Source organism: Microcoleus sp. F4-D5, assembly GCF_036704885.1.
In the GTDB taxonomy this organism is placed as follows: domain Bacteria; phylum Cyanobacteriota; class Cyanobacteriia; order Cyanobacteriales; family Microcoleaceae; genus Microcoleus.
The window spans coordinates 23,994-45,372 of the sequence record NZ_JAUBSX010000009.1 but is presented as its reverse complement, the minus strand read 5'-3'; the positions used below and the strand labels follow the sequence as shown (position 1 = coordinate 45,372).

The 21,379-nt window shown below is 46.6% G+C and carries 10 protein-coding genes and 1 pseudogene; 7 read left to right on the top strand and 4 right to left on the bottom strand.

Translation table 11 applies throughout. The annotated features are described in order from the left end of the window. Nucleotides 1–225: 225 nt before the first annotated feature. Both QUA80_RS06545 and QUA80_RS06540 read left to right on the top strand, forming a co-directional pair. Nucleotides 226–3,051: pseudogene (locus tag QUA80_RS06545) on the top strand (calcium-binding protein); the annotation flags it as partial. A gap of 765 nt (nucleotides 3,052–3,816) precedes the next feature. Beyond that, on the top strand, nucleotides 3,817–7,560 hold the full coding sequence (locus QUA80_RS06540) for an FG-GAP-like repeat-containing protein (RefSeq protein ID WP_333422517.1): 3,744 nt from the start codon (nucleotides 3,817–3,819) through the stop codon (nucleotides 7,558–7,560). A 359-nt stretch (nucleotides 7,561–7,919) separates the two neighbouring features. Here the strand turns inward: QUA80_RS06540 and QUA80_RS06535 are convergent, their stop codons facing one another. Then, on the bottom strand, nucleotides 7,920–8,588 hold the full coding sequence (locus QUA80_RS06535; RefSeq protein WP_333422515.1) for a glycosyl hydrolase 108 family protein: 669 nt from the start codon (nucleotides 8,586–8,588) through the stop codon (nucleotides 7,920–7,922). A gap of 99 nt (nucleotides 8,589–8,687) precedes the next feature. Between QUA80_RS06535 and QUA80_RS06530 the strand changes: the two genes are divergently transcribed. The 3 genes from QUA80_RS06530 (at nucleotide 8,688) to QUA80_RS06520 (ending at nucleotide 12,289) form a co-directional block, all read left to right on the top strand. After that, nucleotides 8,688–10,868: a tetratricopeptide repeat protein gene (locus QUA80_RS06530; protein ID WP_333422513.1), complete on the top strand. Its 2,181-nt coding sequence runs from the start codon at nucleotides 8,688–8,690 to the stop codon at nucleotides 10,866–10,868. Nucleotides 10,869–11,106: 238 nt separating this feature from the next. Then, complete coding sequence (locus QUA80_RS06525; protein WP_333422511.1) at nucleotides 11,107–11,703, top strand: tRNA isopentenyl-2-thiomethyl-A-37 hydroxylase MiaE; 597 nt, start codon at nucleotides 11,107–11,109, stop codon at nucleotides 11,701–11,703. 91 nt (nucleotides 11,704–11,794) lie between these two features. Continuing rightward, nucleotides 11,795–12,289 (top strand): GNAT family N-acetyltransferase, encoded by a 495-nt coding sequence (locus tag QUA80_RS06520; RefSeq protein ID WP_333422509.1) that lies wholly within the window; start codon nucleotides 11,795–11,797, stop codon nucleotides 12,287–12,289. Between the two features lie 23 nt (nucleotides 12,290–12,312). Here QUA80_RS06520 and QUA80_RS06515 read toward each other — a convergent pair whose 3' ends face one another. Then, nucleotides 12,313–16,155 carry a PAS domain S-box protein gene (locus tag QUA80_RS06515; protein WP_333422507.1) on the bottom strand — a complete coding sequence of 1,281 codons (3,843 nt, stop codon included), beginning with the start codon at nucleotides 16,153–16,155 and terminating at the stop codon, nucleotides 12,313–12,315. A 418-nt stretch (nucleotides 16,156–16,573) separates the two neighbouring features. Next, nucleotides 16,574–17,965 (bottom strand): malic enzyme-like NAD(P)-binding protein, encoded by a 1,392-nt coding sequence (locus tag QUA80_RS06510; RefSeq protein WP_333422505.1) that lies wholly within the window; start codon nucleotides 17,963–17,965, stop codon nucleotides 16,574–16,576. 348 nt (nucleotides 17,966–18,313) lie between these two features. On the opposite strand from QUA80_RS06510, the gene QUA80_RS06505 reads away from it, so the two are divergent. Then, on the top strand, nucleotides 18,314–18,505 hold the full coding sequence (locus QUA80_RS06505) for a hypothetical protein (protein WP_333422503.1): 192 nt from the start codon (nucleotides 18,314–18,316) through the stop codon (nucleotides 18,503–18,505). Nucleotides 18,506–18,875: 370 nt separating this feature from the next. On the opposite strand, the gene QUA80_RS06500 is transcribed toward QUA80_RS06505, so the two are convergent. Beyond that, nucleotides 18,876–19,271 (bottom strand): hypothetical protein, encoded by a 396-nt coding sequence (locus QUA80_RS06500; protein WP_333240220.1) that lies wholly within the window; start codon nucleotides 19,269–19,271, stop codon nucleotides 18,876–18,878. 349 nt (nucleotides 19,272–19,620) lie between these two features. On the opposite strand from QUA80_RS06500, the gene argS reads away from it, so the two are divergent. Continuing rightward, nucleotides 19,621–21,378, top strand: a complete 1,758-nt coding sequence (gene argS, locus QUA80_RS06495; protein WP_333422501.1) for an arginine--tRNA ligase — start codon at nucleotides 19,621–19,623, stop codon at nucleotides 21,376–21,378. Nucleotide 21,379: the final 1 nt, after the last annotated feature.

Genomic DNA, 21,379 nt, shown 5'->3' with positions numbered 1-21,379 from the left:
TAGGTGCGATCGAACTGAGATATTGTGCCATTTTCAATAACCGATATAGAAACCTGGTTTCTGAATAAAAATATTGAGTTTGTGGCAGAGTTTTGACCAGAAACCCGGTTTCTGCAACAGGTGCAAGATATCAGCTCGAACTCGTATTTAAGTAGCAAACAATTCAAAACTAACAACATCACATCAGGAAATTCAGTCATGGCATTTATTTTTGCACCCAATGACAGTGACACTCTACTAACAGGAACTGCGAACAATGACGACATATTCGGAGCAGCAGGAAACGATAGCCTCGTCGGGCTAGGAGGTAGAGACTTTCTGTTCGGCGATGAAGGCAATAACTCGATCGTTGGCGGACTGGGCGATGATTCCCTAATTGACGGACTCGGTAATTCGACTCTCGGCGGCGGTGAAGGCAATGATTTTCTCGGCAGCACTGGCGGTAATGACCTAATTTTTGGTGACGCGGGAGATGACAGTCTCATCAGCCTTGAAACTCTCGCCGGTGCGAACAAATCTGCTACGCTTCTAGGCGGATTGGGCGACGATGTAATACTTGGCGGTGCTGGCAAAGATTCCCTAGATGGCGGGGATGGTACTGACTTTCTCGCGGGTTTCGATGCCGATGATTCAATTTCTGGAGGAGATGGCAGCGATTTTCTGACTGGAGGTTCTGGCAGCGATGTGATTGACGGCGGAGATGGTTTTGACTTTGTTTCCTATGCGGGAACAACAACTGCCGTGCTGGTAAATCTCGCAACAGGGATAGCAACAGGAGAGGGAACCGATACTCTCATCGGTATTGAATACATTCAAGGTGGCAGCGGCAAAGATTCTCTGACGGGAAATACTAGCACCAATGTTATAGATGGTTTCGCTGGGGATGACTCTCTGTTGGGATTGGATGGTGCTGACTTCCTCTTTGGCGGTGATGGCAATGACTTTCTCGGCGGTGGATTGGGAGACGATTTCCTGCTTGGAGAAGCTGGCAATGACACGGTTGATGGTGGAGAAGGTATTGACTTCTTGTTAGGTGATGAGGGTAACGACATCCTGAATGCGGGGGCTGGCAATGATGTTCTGAGTGGAGGGGCTGGCGATGACACGGTTGATGGTGGAGAAGGTGTTGACCTTGTTTCTTACGCAACAGCAACTGGACTGATAGTTGCTAATCTGGCAACCGGGACGGCAACGGGACAGGGAACGGACAGTCTGATTAACATTGAAGATCTTTTCGGCGGCAGCGGTAATGATTCTCTGACGGGAAATACAAGCGTTAATTATTTAGATGGTTTGGCTGGCGATGACTTCCTGTCTGGTGGCGATGGGAATGACTTGCTGTTTGGCGGTGATGGTAAAGACTTGCTCAATGGCGGGGCGGGCAATGATTTTATGGGCGGGGATGCTGGCGATGATTCTTTAAATGGGGGGTTGGGCAATGATTTTTTGTTTGGGGATGAGGGTAACAATACTCTGGTTGGTGGTGGTGGTGCTGACTTCTTGCTAGGAGGGGCGGGCAATGATTTTTATCAGTTGGATGGCACGACGGCTCAAGGTAGCATCATTTCAGACATTGGCGGCACAAATTCCCTCAGTATTCCGGGAGTCACGCTATCGCTTACTTTAGCTCCTGGCGCGACGGGATTGGGACGAGATGGCACGAGTTTAGTAATTGACTTAAATCAAGATGGTACGATCGACGGTCGAGATATAGAGATTGTTGACTTCTTTGCGACGGAAACAGGGACTACTCCTGGTGCTGGCGTCATCCAAACAGTGGGAAATTTTAGCAGCACGCAAATTTTCAGTAGTTTTGCTGTCTCGCCTCCACCGCCACCGCCGCAACCGCTACCTCCCACACCGACACCTCCAACTCCACCGACGCCAACGCCTCCGCCAACGCCTCCAACTCCACCTCCACCTACTCCTACACCTGTACTGACAGTACCAACACCTGCACCAACTCCAACGCCCGCCCCAACGCCCGAGCCGACGCCGACTCCAACGCCCGAGCCGACTCCAACACCAACGCCTGCGCCGACGCCGACGCCCGAGCCGACTCCGACTCCAACGCCGACGCCCGAGCCGACTCCGACTCCAACACCAACGCCTGCGCCAACACCAACGCCCGAGCCGACTCCGACTCCAACACCAACGCCCGAGCCGACGCCGACTCCAACACCAACGCCCGAGCCGACTCCGACTCCAACACCAACGCCTGCCCCGACGCCAACGCCCGAGCCGACTCCGACTCCAGGGCCCGAGCCGACGCCGACTCCAACACCAACGCCTGCGCCGACGCCAACGCCCGAGCCGACTCCGACTCCAACTCCAACGGAATCATGTCCGGCACCGATATCGATACCGATGCCTGTATTGGAGCCCGGCCCGATCGTGATTTTGGAAAATTCAGGAGATGATTTGCTGTTTGGTACTAGCGGTGAAGATAGTATCAATGGCGGCAGGGGCAATGACACGATGTTGGGTTTGGATGCTGCCGATAGTTTGTTTGGAAGTGATGGGGACGATCGCATTTTTGGCAATCCCGGCAGCGATACGATCGATGGTGCTGCTGGCGATGATGTTATTTTTGGTGGCAAGGATAACGATTTAATTGTCGGGCGCGATGGGAACGATCGACTCAGGGGCGATCGAGGTAATGATACTGTTATCGGTGACAATGGCGACGATCTTCTGTTCGGCGGCAAAGGGTTGGATGTGCAGTTTGGCGGGGAAGGAAATGATACGCTGAGCGGCGATTTGGCTCAAGATACCTTAGTTGGCGGGCCGGGAAGTGATTTGTTTGTGGTGCGCCAAAATGGAGCGCCAGCGGATGCAAATTTTGCTGATTTAATTGCCGATTTTCAGGTGGGAATTGATGCGATCGGACTTACAGGAAATTTGACCTTTAATAACTTGCGACTGGACGAGGTTGATTGCAGCACTGTCATTCGAGTTGCGGATTCCGGTCAAGTTTTGGCTGTGGTTAATTCGGTGAAACCAGACCAACTTTTTGGAAGTTTTGTGAATGCTAATCTCACTTTGATTTAGAGAGTAAAGGGCGATCGAATGGGCGATCGAGGCGCGATCGCTTCAACCGAAAGCTCGCTGTGGGAATTAATTCCCACAGCGAGTAGCTTAAGTCCTCGCTCAAGAGGACTGAGATTGCGACCAGCTAAAAGAGATTTGGCAGTCGGTTTTTAACCGACTTTCCCTATGAGACGGGGAATTGATTCCCCGGCGGGTTTATGGGTGATGGCACAAACTATTGCAGGCGAAAATTGTTGGTGAATCCGCAAGTCCGCCAGGGGTTAGAAACCCCTGTCTCATAGCGCAATTCCTCTCAAAGAGGACTGGGATTGCAACGATCTAATATTAGGTTTGGCAGTCGGTTTTTAACCGACTTTCCCTATGAGACGGGGAATTGATTCCCCGGCGGGTTTATGGGTGATGGCACAAACTATTGCAGGCGAAAATTGTTGGTGAATCCGCAAGTCCGCCAGGGGTTAGAAACCCTGTCTCATAGCGCAAGTCCTCTCAAAGAGGACTGAGATTGCGACCAGCTAAAAGAGATTTGGCAGCAGACGGGCAAATCTATAAACTGTCAAATTTGTCTGTAAATTGCAATATATTTTTACAAATATGACTTTTATGACTTTAAGTTATGAACTTTATGACTTGTCTTGATCGGCGATTTGTTTAATTATATCCCTTACAATTTTTAACTAGAGAATACGTTGCCGAATTAGGCATAGCAGATTCGACTTCAAAGCTCCAAAAATAAGAAATTACTCCTGTCAATTAAGAGGTATAATCATGTCTCTATTCAGTACCGCAACCAACTTCCCTGTCGGTAAAAATCCTAATTCCGTTGTTGTAGGAGACTTTAACAAAGACGGTAATCCAGATATCGCCACATCTAATAACGGATCTAACAACATCTCCATTCTTTTGGGAACAGGCACAGGCAGCTTTGGCACTGCCACCAACTTTAACATCGGACTTTCTCCCATATCTTTGGCATTAGGAGACTTTAACAGCGACGGCAACCTGGACATAGCTTCAATGTGGATTAGTGGAAAAGAAAGCCGGGTAGCCATCCTGTTGGGAAATGGCACAGGTGGCTTTGGCACTCCCACGAGCTTTGATACGGGGGCAGATGATGGTAGCTCCGATCGTGTTTATGCTATTGGTGTGGGCTACCTTAACAGCGACGGCAAGCTAGATTTAGTTACGATACACGATTCTGGCAATATATCGAGTCTGTTGGGGACTGGTACAGGAAGCTTTGGGGCTCCTATTAAAGTTAATGGGGGAGACCTTTTTCCAAGGTCTGTCGTCCTGGAAGACTTTAATGCTGACGGCAAGCTCGACTTAGCTGTCACAGACTATTATTCTGACACTGACAATGTATGGGTCTTGTTGGGGACTGGTACAGGCAACTTTGGGACTCCTACTAAATTTAATGCGGGGAGTTATCCGTACGGGCTCGCAACAGGGGACTTCAATGGGGATAACAAGTCAGATATAGCTGTAGCAAACCTCGGATCTGACAACGTATCGATCCTGTTGGGGACAGGCACAGGCAGCTTTGGGGCTGCTACTAACTTTAATGCGGGGACACGTGCCGGTACAGTTGCTGTTGGAGACTTTAACAACGATAACAAGTCAGACTTAGCTGTGACGAACAATGGTCGTAATCATGTCTCCATTTTGTTGGGAAATGGTACGGGCAGTTTTGGTGCTGCCACCAGCTTTGGGGTGGCCGCCAACACGCAGACAGATCCCTATCTCGTTGCTGTTGGTGATTTTAATGCTGACGGTAAGACAGACTTAGTTACGACAAACTACGGATCTAACAGTGTCTCGGTTTTGCTCAACAAAAACGATGATGTAGCGGATGGTGATATTGGCAATGAAGACAATGATACGGCTGGTGTTTCTATTAGTCTTGCCAAAATGGAAGTTACAGAAGGTGGGGCGAAGGGCAGTTACGAGATCGAATTAACGTCGCAGCCAACAGCCCCCGTTACCATCAATCTCACAACAGATAATCAAATTCAGCCGACCGCCCCTCTCACTTTCACTCCCAATAATTGGAATATCGCTCAAACCGTTACGGTAAAAGCTGTTGACGATACAATTGCGGAAGGTACGCACAGCGCTAATATTACTCACACCGCAACCGGCACTGATGCTAAGTATAACCAGATTGTGGTGCCAGGAGTGACAGTGGCGATCGAGGATAACGATACTATACCGACACCGACACCGACACCGACGCCAACGCCAACACCGACGCCGACACCGACGCCAACGCCAACACCGACGCCGACACCGACACCGACACCGACACCGACACCGACGCCAACACTGAAACCGGCGATCGAAGATAATGATACTGCACCAACACCAACACCAACACCAACACCAACACCAACACCAACACCGACACCGACACCGACGCCAACACCGATATCTGAAAGTCCAGGGATTATTATTAATCCAACATCAGGATTAGTAACTACAGAAACAGGCGGCACAGACAAATTCACCATCAAACTCGACAGCCAACCGACTGCCGATGTCAGAATTGATTTGAGTAGCAATAATGCGACAGAGGGAGTAATTTCCTCGGAAACTGTTACTTTCACTTCTACTAATTGGGATCTAGCGCAGACGGTGACGGTAACAGGTGTTGACGATAGCGTAGATGATGGAAATAAAACTTACACCATTATTACCGAACCTGCTGTTAGCGCCGATCGCGATTACTCCGGATTAAACGCAGCCGATGTCACTGCTACCAATAGCGATAACGATCCATCAACTACTACTAACTCTAATAGCGGATCTGCTACGAACTCTTCGGTCAAAACGGAGGAAGAGATCGTAAACGAGGCCATCGTATCATATATAGCGTCCCAATCGTTTCTCCAAAATATATTATTTACCAATTTAACCTTGAGTGGCGATGATTTTACCTTAGGTGCCGTAGGTCCAGCTCTCGTGGGTTCAGTTTTTGACGGTTACATTTCCGGCGCGACTGTATTTTTAGATGCCAACAAAAATGGCATTAAAGATACAAATGAACCCTCAACTACTACTGACTCTAATGGTGGATATAAGCTTGAGGTTTCCTTGGATAATTTCGACAAGAATAAAAATGGAAAAATAGATCCAGAAGAAGGCAATTTAGTTGCTTTCGGTGGGACGGATACTGCTACTGGTTTGCCTCTAGAAAATTCTCTTTCTGCACCTGCTGATGCCGCAGTTGTTAATCCATTAACCAGTTTAATAACTGATTTGATGGCTGGGGGAATGTCGCAAACTGAAGCGGAGTCACAAGTTAAATCTGCTTTGTTTATTCCTGGGGAAGTCGATTTACTAGACTTAGATCCGATCGCATCTACAGCCAAAAATGAACCAGGCAGCGCTGAAACTTTAGTCGGCATGACCAAAGTTCAAAATGTCATTATCCAAACCAGCAGTTTAATCGACGGTGCATCTGCGGCGGATAATGATGCAATTACCAAAGCTGTTGTCGGGGCAATTAACAATAAAATCAAATCCGGCGGTTCCCTGGATTTGAATGATGCGGCACAAGTAGAAAGCATTATCCAGCAATCTGTTATCAATATCAAACAAGCTGACACTAATCTCGACACTCAAAAACTTTCCGAACTTGCGCCAGAAGCAGCGAAGGTAACGGCTGAGGCAAATCAAAGCACGGATCAAGTTAAATCTAACTTTTTGCCTGAGTTTATTCCCTCGGAAATTGCCAAAGTCCAAAAAGTAGCATTAGGTGAAAGTTCGATCGCCCTCGAAGCAGCCGCCGCCGGCACAAAACCCATCGCCGAGGTAGTTTCCGAAAATACTGGCGAATTTTTAACTGCCAAAATTCAAGGAAATCCACTACCGACTCCAACCCCTACTCCAGCCCCTACTCCGGTTGTCGAAGTCGATGTTATTGAAGTTGGCAATACCGATATTGAAATTCTCGGTGATGAGGGCAAAAATCTTGTCGGTACTGATGATAGCGATACTTTAATCGGCGGCAGCGGTAACGATTTTATCAGTTCTAGAAAAGCTAGCGATTCCCTCGATGGTGGCGCTGGCAATGACAGCATTTACGGTGGGCGGGGACTCGATACGCTGACAGGTGGCGATGGCGATGACATCTTATTTGGAGGCCGCGGTGCTGACATTTTGGACGGCGATATCGGCAATGACAGTTTGTACGGTGGGAAGGGAGACGATACTTTGGTTGGTGGTTTGGGAGATGATTTCCTCAGCGGCGAAAATGGCAACGATTTTCTGATTGGAGGTAGCGGGAGCGATCGCTTTTTGTTAAATTCAGGTAGCGGTTCAGATACAATCGTTGATTTTGAGTTAGGTATGGATAAATTTGCGATCGATAACGGTTTGACTTTCCAGCAGTTAGAAATTAGTCAAACTGCTGGAGGAACGCTGCTGAAAGTTATATCAACTAATCGAGTTTTGGCAACATTTACGGGATTGAATAGTTCGATTACTGAATCGGATTTTGTGTTGCTTTAGATTCAAATTCACTTGATGGGCGAGGGCGGGTTTATGTAGATTGTTGGTCATAGTTATATATTCTTGGTGAACCCGCCCCTACAGCTAGATCCATCCCACTAGCCTGTTTTTGCACCGAGGCCGCGGCTCTGTTTGGTGGGAAATTTGGACAATGCTTTTAAAGATTACTCTAATGCGATCGCCATGTGCGATCGCAACGAAGTAGAGTTTCGCAACCGATAATTTCTAAAAAATAGGCTTTCCGGTCTGTCGCACCAATATCAGCAACAGGCAAGATGCCTGTTCCACAAATATTAAATTTTCTTGTGGGATGGGCCCTGCTAGCCCGCACTCAAAGGCCTATTTACAAATGAATCGGCTTAATTTTTAAGCTTGTTCACGTAGCCCCACAAACTGTAATCTCGGCTCAGCCAACCCCGGAAAAAAGCCATCTGAGTCGGATCTTCTTGCACCCGTTTGTAGCGGTAAATAATCCGTTCGTTAATCATTTGCAGCGCCGTATTTTTGTTGTTAGCGGCTTTCAATGCTTCCTTGGTGCGCGAGTCAAAAACGCCGGTTTGCGGCAATCCTAACGCTTGCTGGAGAAAGGTAATAGAGTTATTAATACCGAAATTAACGGCGGTGTCAAACATGACGATCGCCAAAGCCGGCTGCATCGTGCCCGAGAGGCTCGAATCCCAGTAATGTTTATAAATTTCTAGGAGCTCTGCTTCCGACATCTGCGTCACGTCGAGAGGCGGAAGCCCGCGACTGTAGCGGTAAGCGTTGTATTCCGTTTGCAAGACACCCCGATAAGTTCTGCCCCCCTTATCGGCTGGGTGATTGCTGAATCCGCCCTCAAAATATAGGGTGAAATAAAGAGCCGTTTGAAATAATTTCTGCCGAAAGCTGGCTGTCTGCTGCTGCTGTGCGAACGTCTTTTGGGCAAAGGGTAAGGGAATTGCTAAGGTTAACAAGAGTATCCCCAGCAGGAGGTTTGGTTTCCACTTGATGTTATGTTGGCGCTGTGTCGCTTGCTTGTCGCTCATAAATTCTCTGTGACGATCGCCCGTAGTTCCGCTAAAACTGCTACTCTGCAAAATAATATAGATTCAACCTTTAACTTGATAGCACAGATAGGCCGCCAAATGAATTCCGATTTTCGCAACCAATCCGAAACACCCGAATTAGAAGATGCTGCATCGCTGACAGTCGTTGCAGAAACCTATTACTCTCAAGGCAATTTAGCAGCAGCCGTCGCTGCTTGTCGCCGAGCTCTGGAATTGCAACCGGATTGGGCGGCGGCTTACGTGACAATGGGCAATGTGCAGCAAGCAAGCGGGCAAATTGAGGAAGCGATGCGGTTTTATTCAGAGGCGATCGCCCTGAATCCCGATTTTGCTGAGGCTTATGCTAATTTGGGCAGTATGCTGTACAAACAAGGGCGTTTGGTGGAGGCGATTGTCAATTACCAAAAGGCGATCGAACTTAAACCGAATTTGGCTGCTGCTTACTGGAATTTGGCCGGGGCACTGAAACAGCAGGGGCAGCCGGATGCAGCGGTAGCATACGAGCAAAAAGCTCTCGAACTCAATCCCCATCTAGCTCAAGTAGATTTTCACTTAAATTTAGGAGATAAATTAGCGCGGCAAGGGAAGTTAGATGAGGCGGTGGCTGCATGGCAGCAGGCGATCGCATTCAAACCCGATTTAGCCGAAGCATACTGTCAAATTGGCATAGTTTTGCGCCACCAAGGCAAATTTAAAGACGCAATACCCAACCTTCAAAAAGCCCTAGAAATTAAACCCGATTTTATTTCTGCTCACCAACATTTATGCGGCATCCTCAGAGATACTAGCGATTTAGCGGCAGCGCGGCAAGCCGTTCACAAATACAGCCAAATGTGTGCCGAAACAGATCCAATTATGACCGCTATTTACTTCGTCAGCACCTATCAAGTGTCGGGATTGAATCAAATTGCGGGCGATCGATTTTTAGAGCTAGAGTCGTACTTGCAGCAAAACTTAGAAACCGCTAGTTCGGTAGAAATTAAATCGCTTTATGCAAACTTCTTATTCAGCACGCCCTATTTGCGAGATGACTTGGCGGCGAACTCAAAACTTTACAGATTAATTGCCCAAAAGTATATCGACCAATGTATCAAACCTAATTTCTCTCAACCCGCAAATTACACTTTCAAACCAAATGCCCCATCCAGCAAGTTAAAAATCGGCTTTTTGTCCAATCACTTCAGCCGCCATTCTGTAGGTTGGTGCAGCGCTGACATCATTCGCGAATTGTCAGACATCACACCCAATTTGTATTTGTACGCTTCCGAAAGAATTGTTCCTGACGATCGCACTGAGCAATTTGAAAGTTTGGGCAAACTGACTTTTCCGAAAAATTACCCGAACGGACTTGCCAATTCGGCAGAAATTATCGACCAAATTCAGCAAGATGAATTGGACGTTTTAGTCGATTTAGATTCTCTCAGCGTACCAGTTCACGCTGAGATTCTGTACCAAAAACCCGCACCAGTTTGTGTTTCTTGGCTCGGATTTGACGCCCCTTACATATCACCAGAAAATTACTTTCTTACAGACTGGCACTCGCACCCAGCCGGGCGGGAAAAATATTATGACGAGCAGCTAATTAGGATGCCTGATTCCTTTGTAGCCGTGTCAGGGTTTCATAGATATGGAGTCGATCCGGTTGCATTGAGAAAGTCGAATCGGATCGGTTTGGATCAGATAGTTTACCTGTGCGTCGCTCCCGGCAGAAAATTCAATCGCGAGTTGGTAAAAGCACAAGTTGCAATTCTCAAACAAGTGCCGAACAGTATTTTAATTCACAAAGCTTTAGGCGATGCTGCTGTGTTTGAGGGTGCCTATCACCAAGCTTGCGAAGCTGAAGGAGTCGGCAAGCACCGAATTAAGTTTTTGCCGAGGTTTGCTACTGAGGAAGAACACAGAATTATCTATTTGTTGGCCGATGTTTTGTTAGATTCTTATCCTTACAACGGAGGGACTCACACTTTAGAGGCTTTGTGGTTTAATTTGCCGGTGGTGACTCGCACAGGAGAGCAGTTTTTGTCGAGAATGGGTTATTCATTTTTGCAGGCTTTGGGAATTGAAGCTGGTGTGGCTTGGTCTTGGTCGGAATATGTGGATTTGGGTATAAAATTCGGTAAAGAGCCTGAATTGAGAAACGCAATTAAAGTACAGTTGGTGAAATCTAAAGATGCAGCCAATTTGTCGCCGCTGTGGAATCCGAAAAAGTTTGCTGGTGATATGTATGCGGTCTTTGAAAAATTGTGTAGAATGGTTTGATGCGCTACTTATAGGGGTAAGGTACGGTGTGCATGGAGCCTTACCTAATTAGGTTGTTAAGCTGTTGTGCATTGAGTTTTAACTTTGAGTGCGGGCTCGCGTACCCACCCCAAAAGAGTTTAGATCAAAATAATTAAGCGGTAAGGTGCGCTTTGCAAACCTGCAATATAAAGACTCTCAACCCATATCGAAGCAGTCATTCCTAATCTAAAATCTAAAATCTAAAATCTAAAATGGTATGACTTCAACACTGCCAACTATTAAGTTTTTGAAACAGCCGACTTCGGAAGCTTGGGTGCAACAGGCGATCGCCAATTTAGATACAATCTTATTAGACCATTCTCACTGCGAGCGGAAAGCGGCGGGAGTAGCGTTAAATTTAATGTTTCGCTACCCAGCAAGGGAAAAATTGGTGAGGATGCTAACGGCGATCGCCCGCGAAGAATTAGAGCATTTCGAGCAAGTCAACCAGCGCTTAGAACAGCGCAGTATCGCTTTGGGCCCTTTGGCTGCACCTCCCTACGGTGCTGGTTTGTCCTGCCAAATTCGCAAGCAGGAACCGGAGAGACTTTTGGATTCTTTGCTGGTTTCTGGTTTGATAGAAGCGCGCAGTCACGAACGGTTGGGGTTGCTGGGCGATCGCTGTCCCGACGCGGAATTAGCTAAATTTTACCGCAGTTTGATGGCTTCGGAAGCGCGCCATTACGGTGTATATTGGATTTTGGCAACAACTTATTTCGCTCGGGATATTGTGATGCAGAGGTTGGAGGAATTATCCTTAGTTGAGAGCGAGTTGCTGGCAATTCTTCATCCAGAACCGAGAATTCACAGTTAAAATCTAGGTGCATTTAAAGACTGTAAAATACAAAAGATCGCTAATTTTACAGTTACTAAAGTCAAAAAATAAATATAGGTTGCAACCACCCATGAAAACCCAACATCTGGATTTTTTAATTCGTTCCTGGGAAACGCGCGATCGCGCTGAGGCTTTCTATTTAATTCGGGATGTTTTAGCAGAGTACGGTTTAAAATGCGAACCTCACGGGGCAGATCGAGATGTTTATGATGTAGAACTACATTATCATAATCAAGGTGGCGAATTTTGGGTAGTTGAACGGCAGGATAAAATAGTTGGTACAGCCGCTTACTATCCGATTGAGCGCGGGAATAATGCTGTGGAAATTCGCAAAATGTATATTTTGCCAGCAGCAAGGGGACAGGGTTTGGGTAAATTTTTACTGAAAGAATTGGAAAGTAAAATTATCGATCGTGGATTTAATGAAATCTGGATAGAAACTGCGAGCATTCTCAAGGAAGCTGTTCAGATGTACGAAAATAGCGGATATCTACAGACAACTGGTGTGGAGACGCCAAGATGCGATCGGGTTTACGTAAAATATCTAGGTATAAAAAAGCTATAACTACTAAAATTTACACGCTAAGTTTAATTTCTTTTTTGCCGCCGAGGAATCTCGATCGCAAATTCGGAACCTTCTCCCAATACAGAATGGCAGGAAAGCTTGCCGCCGTGCTTTTCTACTATAATAGAGTGCGAAATTGCCAATCCTAAACCAGTTCCTTTGCCAATAGGTTTAGTAGTAAAAAACGGGTCAAACAATCGCTTTTGTACATCTTCGCTCATCCCACAACCGTTGTCAGCTATCCGAATCGAAACACAGTTATTTTCGGTGACTTCGGTGCGAATCTTAATTGCCAGATTTTTGGCCGTGGGATTGGATATGTTCATCTCCATTTCTAAGGCGTCAATCGCATTGCTCAACAAATTCATAAATACTTGATTTAACTGACCGGGATAACATTCAACTAAAGGCAAATTCCCGTATTCTTTAATAAGATTAATTGTGGAGCGATCGGGTTGATTTTTCAGGCGGTTTTGCAAAAGCAGCAACGTGCTTTCAATGCCTGCGTGAATGTCAACTTGTTTCATGTCAGCTTCGTCAAGTCTTGAGAAAGTCCGCAGGCTCAAAACTATATCGCGGATGCGATCTGCTCCGACTTTCATAGATGCTAAAATTTTCGGTAAATCTTCAACAAGATAATCAATTTCAAAGTCGTCTCTTGCATCTACAATTCTGGCGCTAGGATGGGGGTATTCCTGCTGGTAAATTTGCAGCATTTTTAGCAAGTTTTCAGTGTATTCGCTAGTGTAGCTGAGATTGCCGTAAATAAAATTAACCGGGTTATTAATTTCATGGGCGACACCTGCTACTAACTGTCCCAAACTCGACATTTTTTCACTTTGAATTAATTGAGTTTGGGTGCGTTGGAGCTCGTGTAAAGTTTGTTCTAGCTGTTGAGTTTGAGCTTGAGCTAATCGGGCCGCTGTGCGAGTTTGGGTGTAGAGTTCGGCGTGGTCGATCGCGATCGCAATTTGAGCGACCACCGCTTGCATCAGTTCGACTTCAGAGTCGCTCCAATTTCGCACGGACATAGCCTGATAGCAGGCGATCGCCCCAAGATCGCCTGAAGCAGTTTGAACTGGCAGCGACAGTACTGAGTTAATTTTTAATGCTTGGAAATTTTCGCGCACTTCTGCATCTTCAAAAGTGCTGACATCATCAATTCGCATAATTTGTCGCCGCAAAATCTGCCGCCTGGGGAGACTAGATTGGTCGTCTACAGAATAAGTACCGAGTAAACTTGGCAAAGCTGCATTCTTCGCTTCGCAAACTATTTCCCAAACCGGAGGATTGCTGTTGGGGCGATACCAACTGAAGATGCACCAATCTAGGTACATCAGATTGCGAATTTCTTGAACTGCGGTTTCTACAATTGTGTCTAAATCTAAAGAAGTGCGGATTTGATTGGCAATTTGATTCAGCAGCAGTTCTCGCTGAGCTTGCTGTCTGAGCGCTTGTTCCGATCGCACTAAAGTTTCTTCTGCAAGTTTGCGATCCGTTAAATCTTGGATCACTGCTTGGATAATTTTTTGATTTCCAACTTCGATGATTGTCAGCACGACTTCTGCGGGAAAATCAGTACCGTCTAAACGCCGGTGAACCCAATCAAAGCGGTGGTTTCCCCGTTCAAAGGCGAGATCCATCATTTCGTTAACCAAGCTCAAAGAATCTCTGCCGTTGGGTTGGAAAGGAGGTGAGAGTTTGCCAGGGTTTTGTCCGTACAACTGTTGCGGGGCGGTGCAGCCGAATAGTTTGAGGGTGGCTGTGTTGGCATCGGTGATGGCATTGTCACATAACATCAAAACAGGCAAACTGGTTAATTCGTAGAGCGATCGAAATTTGGCTTCCGACTGCTGCAATGCCGCTTCTGTTTGCTTGCGATCGGTAATGTCAGCAACCATTGCCAAAGTGCCCACATAGCGTCCCTGTTTGTCTGCCAAGGAATTAGTAGAAACCATCGCCCACAAGTCGCTGCCGTCTCGGCGACGGAACTTAAAATCGAGCTGTTCGCGAATTCCTTCACGGCGGCGTTCGAGACTGACTTGTGCGAGCGCGATGCCTTCTGCATCCATGAAATTAAATAGCGATGTCCCGATCATTTCCTCTGGAGTGCAGCCGAGCAGATCGGCCATTTTTTGGTTGACAAAAGTAGTTTTACCCTCCGTATCTATTATCCAAATTCCTTCATCTGCTGTCTCGACAATGCACCTGTATTTTTCCTCGCTTTTTTGCAGCGCTTCTTCTGCTAATTGGCGAGCGGTAATGTTTTGAGTCATTAGCAATCCGCCGATAATTTCTTGCCGTTCGTTTCTCACTGGCAAAGCATAACCGAGGTAAACGCGATCGCTGTAAAAAAATTCTGTAACAACTGTTTCTCCTGCCAGTGCTGCCCGATAAGTTGGCTCGATATCAGCGCAAACCTCTGGGTTGAATACTTCCCACATTGTTTTGCCTTCCATCAATTCTTTAGAAAGCCCCACTGCTGCTAATTCTGTACCTTCTACCAGCGTGTAGCGCATTTCTGGATCGAACAAAATCACCGCACCGTTAGGAAAGTTGCTTGCCATAGTGCGGTAAAGCTGTTCGCTTTTTTGCAGCGCAGCTTCTGCTTGTTTGCGATCGCTAATATCAACTACAACTGCACCGATGCCGAGAACCTCGCCGTCTTTGTCGAGCAGGGGAAAATAAGAGCCTGTCAGGTGTCGGACAAACCCTGGCTTTCTGGGATTGTCACCGCTCATCTCGATGTTAATTAAGGGTTGTTTCGTTCTCAAAATTTCTTCGTACAAAGGCTCTATTATTGGAGCGATATTTGGCAATATTTCGCGTACAGTTTTGCCGATGTGTTCTGCTGGACTCAGGCAATTTATTTCTGCTAGAAATTGATTGATTTGCACGTACCGCAGTTGGGAGTCCCAAATGCAAAGTCCTGTCGGTGCCTCCTTAAAAAAGGCATCAAATAGTGCTTGTCTCTGTGCTAATTCTTGTTCTAAAGCTTTGCGAACGCTGAGAGCTGTTAAATAGCAAATCATCCCGACAACTTCTCCCGTGTTGTCTTGCAATAGCGAAAGCATCAGGTGCCAGTAAAAATTTTCTCCAGATTTACGGTGTGTGATAACTTCTCTTTCAGGCTCGCCTTTTTTTTGTACCGGCTTGATGACTTGTTCTAACAAAAATTCGTGCTGTTCTGGCGAATAAATTAGAGGAATGTGCTGTCCGATAGCCTCAGTTTTTTGATAGCCGTATAACTTTTGGGAGGCTTGATTCCCAATGCCGATCGAGCCGGCCATATCTGTAGAAATCACCGACTCGTGAATTTGGTCGATAATTTGACTTTGGAGACGCAATTTTTCTTTGGTCTGTTCCAGTTCGGCGATTTTTTCTTGGAGTAGTTTCTTTGTTTTTGCCAGTTCTGCTGTCTGCTTTGCGAGCAATTTTTCTAGACGTGAAGAATTGCAGCGCGGTGCTGATTCGAGCGGCTCGCTATTTTCATGCTGAGGATTAAAAATTTGTTCAGCACTCACCCAAATCGCCCATTCTCCCTCTGTTTCAATTGCCCGTTCCGAAACTAGCACCGGTACGAGATGGTTGTTTTTATGTTTGTATGCTGCTTCACACGAGTCCGTACAGCTATTTTTTACTTGACTTTCTAGATATTTTTCTCTGCCAGCGCACTGTGTTTGCTGAATTTCCCAATAGTTGAGGTGGAGAGTTTCTGCCACTGTGAGGCCGATCATACTTGCAAAAGCTGGATTTACATCGAGAAAAGTCCCGTCTGTCCGGCACAATGCTAGCCCGATGGGGCTGAGTTCTAACAATTGGCGGCGGGAGCGATTGCGCTTGGCTTTTCCTAACTGGCTTTGCATCTGACCTAGCTGGACTTGGTTTATTTAATTATATCTTTATATCTTGTTTATTGCTGTGAGTTTTATCCTTGATGAAGGAAGAGGTAAGAAGGAAGTTCGGCAACGGATGTAACGGATGGATGCTGATGTAACGAATGGATGCTGATGTTGGAGGAAAGAAGGAAGAGGTTGGAGGTTGGAGGTTCGAGGGAAGTTTGGCAACGATCCCTGTACGGGATTTAACGGATGGATGTTGAGTAAAAAAACAAGATGGGGAAACAAAAATGAGTAATAATCAACGGGGAGGAGGAAAGAGGGAATGAGAAGAAACCAGAAAAATCACAAAATAAAAAGTACAAAACTGGTACAAAGACCATTAATTTATACATGGTATCTTCCTTCTTCCTTCTTCCTTCTTCCTTCTTCCTTCTTCCTTCAATTAATCGCGGGCGATACCTTCGGATCGGGCTGCCAACTGCACTGCACCGGCGACAGCAATGGCAACTCTTTCGTCAAAAACAGATGGTATAATGTGCTCTTTGTCAAGCTGGGAAGGGCTGACTAAAGAGGCGATCGCATAAGCTGCTTCCAAATACATAGTGGTCGTAATCGTGGCAGCTTTGCAGTCCAAAGCACCTCGAAATATTCCCGGAAATGCCAAAACATTGTTAATTTGATTTGGGTAATCGCTGCGTCCGGTTGCTACGATCGCCGCATCTTCCACAATTAATTCTGGCTGAATTTCGGGAATGGGATTTGCCATTGCAAAAACAATGGGATTCTCGGCCATCGAACGCACCATCGAGCGGGTGAGCACGCCGGGGGCGCTGACGCCTAAAAATACATCGGCACCGGCGATCGCATCTTCCAAAGTACCACTCGAAGGCACAGCAAATTCTAGTTTTTCTGGGTTCATGTCCGTGCGGTCTTGGGACAGGACTCCTTTGGAGTCGCACATGATGATGTTTTCGGAACCTGCTTTACGCAGCAAGCGGGCGATCGCGACTCCGGCCGCACCGGCTCCGTTAATCACGATACACACTTCTGCGATGGTTTTTTTGACGAGTTTCAAGGCATTAATTAATGCTGCTAAACTAACAATCGCAGTGCCGTGCTGGTCGTCGTGAAAAATCGGAATATCTAAGGTTTCCCGCAATCTTGCTTCGATTTCAAAGCAGCGAGGAGAAGAAATATCTTCGAGGTTAACGCCGCCAAAAACCGGGGCGATATTCTGCACTGTGCGAATAATTTCCTCAGTATCTTGGGTGTTCAAACAGATAGGAAAGGCGTCAATACCTGCAAATTCTTTAAATAGCATGGCTTTGCCTTCCATGACTGGCAGTGCGGCGGCAGCGCCGAGGTTTCCCAGTCCCAAAACGGCACTACCGTCGGTAACAATGGCAACAGTATTGTTTTTGATTGTGAGGTTGTAAACTTGTTCGGGGTCGTTGGCGATCGCCGTGCAGATGCGGCCTACTCCAGGGGTGTATGCCATTGCCAAATCTGACTGGCGTTTGAGGGAAATTTTGCTAACTACGCTGATTTTTCCGCCGCGGTGCAAGTTGAAAGTGCGATCGTACACGTCCATCACTTTGATATCTGACAATCCTTTCACTGCTTGGACTATTTCTTCGCTGTGTTCGGTGCTGGAGGCATCGACGGTGATATCGCGAACGGTAGTGGCGCGGGTTTGCTCGATCAAGTCGATTTGACCGAAGTTGCCGCCGACAGATGCGATCGCGCTGGTGACTCTGGCTAGCATTCCAGGCTTGTTGGGCAGAGCAACGCGAATTGTTAAACTAAAGCTGGGATTCGGTGTCAGTTTTACCATGATGCCTTGATTTGAGATTGAAGATTTCTGAATTTAGATTTTAGATTGAATCGCTCATTTTATCTATAAATTTTCATTATTAAAATTTTCAAGTTAAATTTTTCACAAACTCTGTTTGCTGCTGGATGCGATCGCACTGCTGTTCCAGCGTGCCACTGCAAAAGTCATCCTCTTTTTTTAGTTAATTGCTCGGTGTATGGCTTGTGAGTCGCCCACAAACAACTTATTTTCTGTCAGGTACCCAGCGAACCGTGAATATGAAGTACGGCGCTAGAAACCCGGTTTATACAAAAACTTTGCGTTAGCAACGAGAAATATACCAATAAACCGGGTTTCTGAGGTAAAGGTGTGCAAGTCTTATCTATTTTGGAGAATATTTCTGCTTATTACGAACACGAGCAGATATTTCGCAAAACTCTATTTTCCAGCGATAACGCCCAATTCCTGCTGCTGTCTTTTGAAGCGAGATGCCCAGAAGGGTTGCTGCGACTTTTTGGCTACCGACTTTGGGGGTACAAATGTAGATGCACCGCTGTTTGAGCCGGCAGGTAAAAATCAGAGCGACCGATCGCATCGACTGACAAGCAGGTATTTGATATATATATTGCCTGCTTGTTTAACACGGGAACATCTCATACTTGTCAAAACACTTCTTCGGGCTCCTTCCTTCTTTCTCTTTCCTTGCAGCCTCGGGCCTCAAAACTGAGATTTCTAGCTTTGCTGCTTTCATTGAGATGCTCCCGTTTAACACTTACCTTCGATAGCGAGTGCTGCCTTGCAAACGAGCGAATTACCTGCACCCTTTGCCCGAGAATTCTAGGGAATGTAACTAATAGACAATCTACCCCGCGCCGACACAGGGACAGGTTCAGCCCAGCCGTAAACAGTTGCTGGTTGCTAACTGTCAATTTTATCGATCGGCCGCAGCATCGGCCCATATAATTGTAAAGAATTTGCAAGCCAGACAATCCGGGGGAACTTTTTCTAAGTCTTGCAGATCGACCGATTTCTCTGCTTCGCTGCCGGCGGGAACTATGCACAGGGCAACTTGTCCGACTCCAGCCATGAGTTCGCCAACTCGCTCCAAAATACTGTCGATTTTTTCAATTAGTTGCTCTGCTGCATCCAGACTTGGCGCGATGATGAAAAAGGTTTTGACTCCATCGGGACAAGGGGCGAAGCCGAGGGTGCACTCTCCTAATAGTGCTTGGGTCGAGAGACTGAAACCGTCGTAGAAGCGATCGATTACTGCTTGATAAAAGGCTTGAGTCAGAGAACGATCGCCAAAAATAGGTTGAGGTAACATAACTACTTCCTTTCGTAAGATTTTTGGGAGCCTAAAAAAAATTTTAACATACCTTAATGTAAGCGATTTAACAAAATGATCTAGCGATCGAGATCATGGACTTGATGTGACATTTTTAAATTTGTGTAGCGATCGCAACTGTGATAAAATGTACTGTGTGTTAGCACTGCCAGTGCTTTCGATCGCATCAGCAGCTCAAAGCTAAGTACAAAATTTCCTAGTAGCTGGGGAGAGGGCCAGAGGGCCAGAGGGAGAGAACCAGAGGGAAATTACCTAAGTAGTAAGAGTATTATTGGCAAAAAGTGCTGAATCTAGAGTTTAAAATAAACATCCAATCAAAATATTAAACATGGACTCGATCGCTCAACAGTTAAAAGCAAAATTTGAAAAAGCATTCACCGCAGCATTCGGCGAAAGTTATGCAGGCGCAGATCCGATGCTAGCCGCCGCCAGCAATCCCAACTTTGGGGACTTTCAGTGCAACGCGGCGATGAGTTTGGGGAAAAAGTTAGGAAAGCCGCCGCGGGCGATCGCCTCGACAATCATCGAAAATCTCGACATCGCCGACATCTGCGAAACCCCAGAAATCGCCGGGCCCGGTTTTATCAATTTGAAGCTGAAACCGGCTTATTTGGAAGCGCAAATTAGTGAGATCGCCGGCGACTCGCGTTTGGGGATTGAACCCGCGAAAACGCCTCAGACAATTGCGATCGACTTTTCGAGTCCGAATATAGCCAAAGAAATGCACGTCGGACACTTGCGATCGACAATCATCGGAGATGCGATCGCCCGCATCCTCGAATTTCAAGGCCACGACGTACTCAGAATCAACCACATCGGCGACTGGGGCACCCAATTCGGAATGCTGATCGCATATTTGCGCGAAGTTCACCCCGAAGCCCTCACAACCGCTGACGCCCTAGACTTAGGAGATTTAGTCGCATTTTACCGCCAAGCAAAACAGCGCTTTGACACAGACGAAACCTTCAAAGAAACCGCCCGCCAAGAAGTAGTAAAACTGCAAGCAGGCGCCGAAGACACCCGCCGCGCTTGGAAATTGCTGTGCGATCAATCGCGCCGCGAATTCCAAGTAATCTACGACTTGCTAGATATCAAATTAACCGAACGCGGCGAATCTTTTTACAATCCATTATTGCCCGCTGTAGTCGAAGATTTAACCAATCTAGGTTTGCTAGTAGAAAGTGACGGCGCGAAATGCGTTTTTGTAGACGGTTTCACCAACAAAGAAGGCGAACCCCTGCCGCTAATCGTCCAAAAAACCGACGGCGGCTACAATTACGCCACCACCGACTTAGCCGCCGTGCGCTACCGCATCCAAAAAGACAATGCAAAGCGCTTAATTTACGTCACAGATTCGGGACAAGCAAACCACTTTGCCCAAGTATTTGCAGTAGCCAGAAAAGCCGGTTGGATTCCGGAAGATGTCGAGATTGTCCACGTTCCCTTCGGTTTGGTACTGGGAGAAGACGGCAAAAAACTCAAAACTCGTTCTGGGGAAACAGTGCGGTTGCAAGATTTGCTCGATGAGGCGATCGTCCGCACGCGCCAAGATTTAGAAGACAGATTAAAAGCAGAAGAAAGACAAGAAACCGAGGAATTCATTGCTAACGTATCTCGAACAGTTGGTTTGAGTGCGGTTAAGTATGCCGATTTAAGTCAAAATCGCGCCAGCAACTATATTTTCAGTTACGACAAAATGCTCGCATTGCAAGGAAATACTGCTCCATATATGCTGTATGCTTACGTGCGCGTGCAGGGAATTCGCCGCAAAGGTGAGATTGATTTCGATAATTTAGATGCTGGTGCGAAAGTGATTTTGCAATCAGATGCCGAATTGGTTTTAGCCAAACATTTATTGCAGTTGAGTGAAGTTGTGAATGCTGTTGGCGGCGATTTGTTGCCGAATAGGATTTGTCAGTATTTGTTTGAATTGAGTCAAAAGTTCAATCAATTTTTTGAGCAATGTCCGGTTTTGAAAGCTGAGGAACCGTTGCGGACTTCGCGGTTGATTTTGTGCGATTTGACGGCGAGGACTTTGAAATTGGGTTTGGAGTTGTTGGGGATTAAGGTATTGGAAAGGATGTAAG

Bases quoted from the DNA above. Each gene is read 5' to 3' on its own strand.
- QUA80_RS06540 (WP_333422517.1), top strand. From the start codon at position 3,817: ATGTCTCTATTCAGTACCGCAACCAACTTCCCTGTCGGTAAAAATCCT.
- QUA80_RS06535 (WP_333422515.1), bottom strand. From the start codon at position 8,588: ATGAGCGACAAGCAAGCGACACAGCGCCAACATAACATCAAGTGGAAA.
- QUA80_RS06530 (WP_333422513.1), top strand. From the start codon at position 8,688: ATGAATTCCGATTTTCGCAACCAATCCGAAACACCCGAATTAGAAGAT.
- QUA80_RS06525 (WP_333422511.1), top strand. From the start codon at position 11,107: ATGACTTCAACACTGCCAACTATTAAGTTTTTGAAACAGCCGACTTCG.
- QUA80_RS06520 (WP_333422509.1), top strand. From the start codon at position 11,795: ATGAAAACCCAACATCTGGATTTTTTAATTCGTTCCTGGGAAACGCGC.
- QUA80_RS06515 (WP_333422507.1), bottom strand. From the start codon at position 16,155: ATGCAAAGCCAGTTAGGAAAAGCCAAGCGCAATCGCTCCCGCCGCCAA.
- QUA80_RS06510 (WP_333422505.1), bottom strand. From the start codon at position 17,965: ATGGTAAAACTGACACCGAATCCCAGCTTTAGTTTAACAATTCGCGTT.
- QUA80_RS06500 (WP_333240220.1), bottom strand. From the start codon at position 19,271: ATGTTACCTCAACCTATTTTTGGCGATCGTTCTCTGACTCAAGCCTTT.
- argS (WP_333422501.1), top strand. From the start codon at position 19,621: ATGGACTCGATCGCTCAACAGTTAAAAGCAAAATTTGAAAAAGCATTC.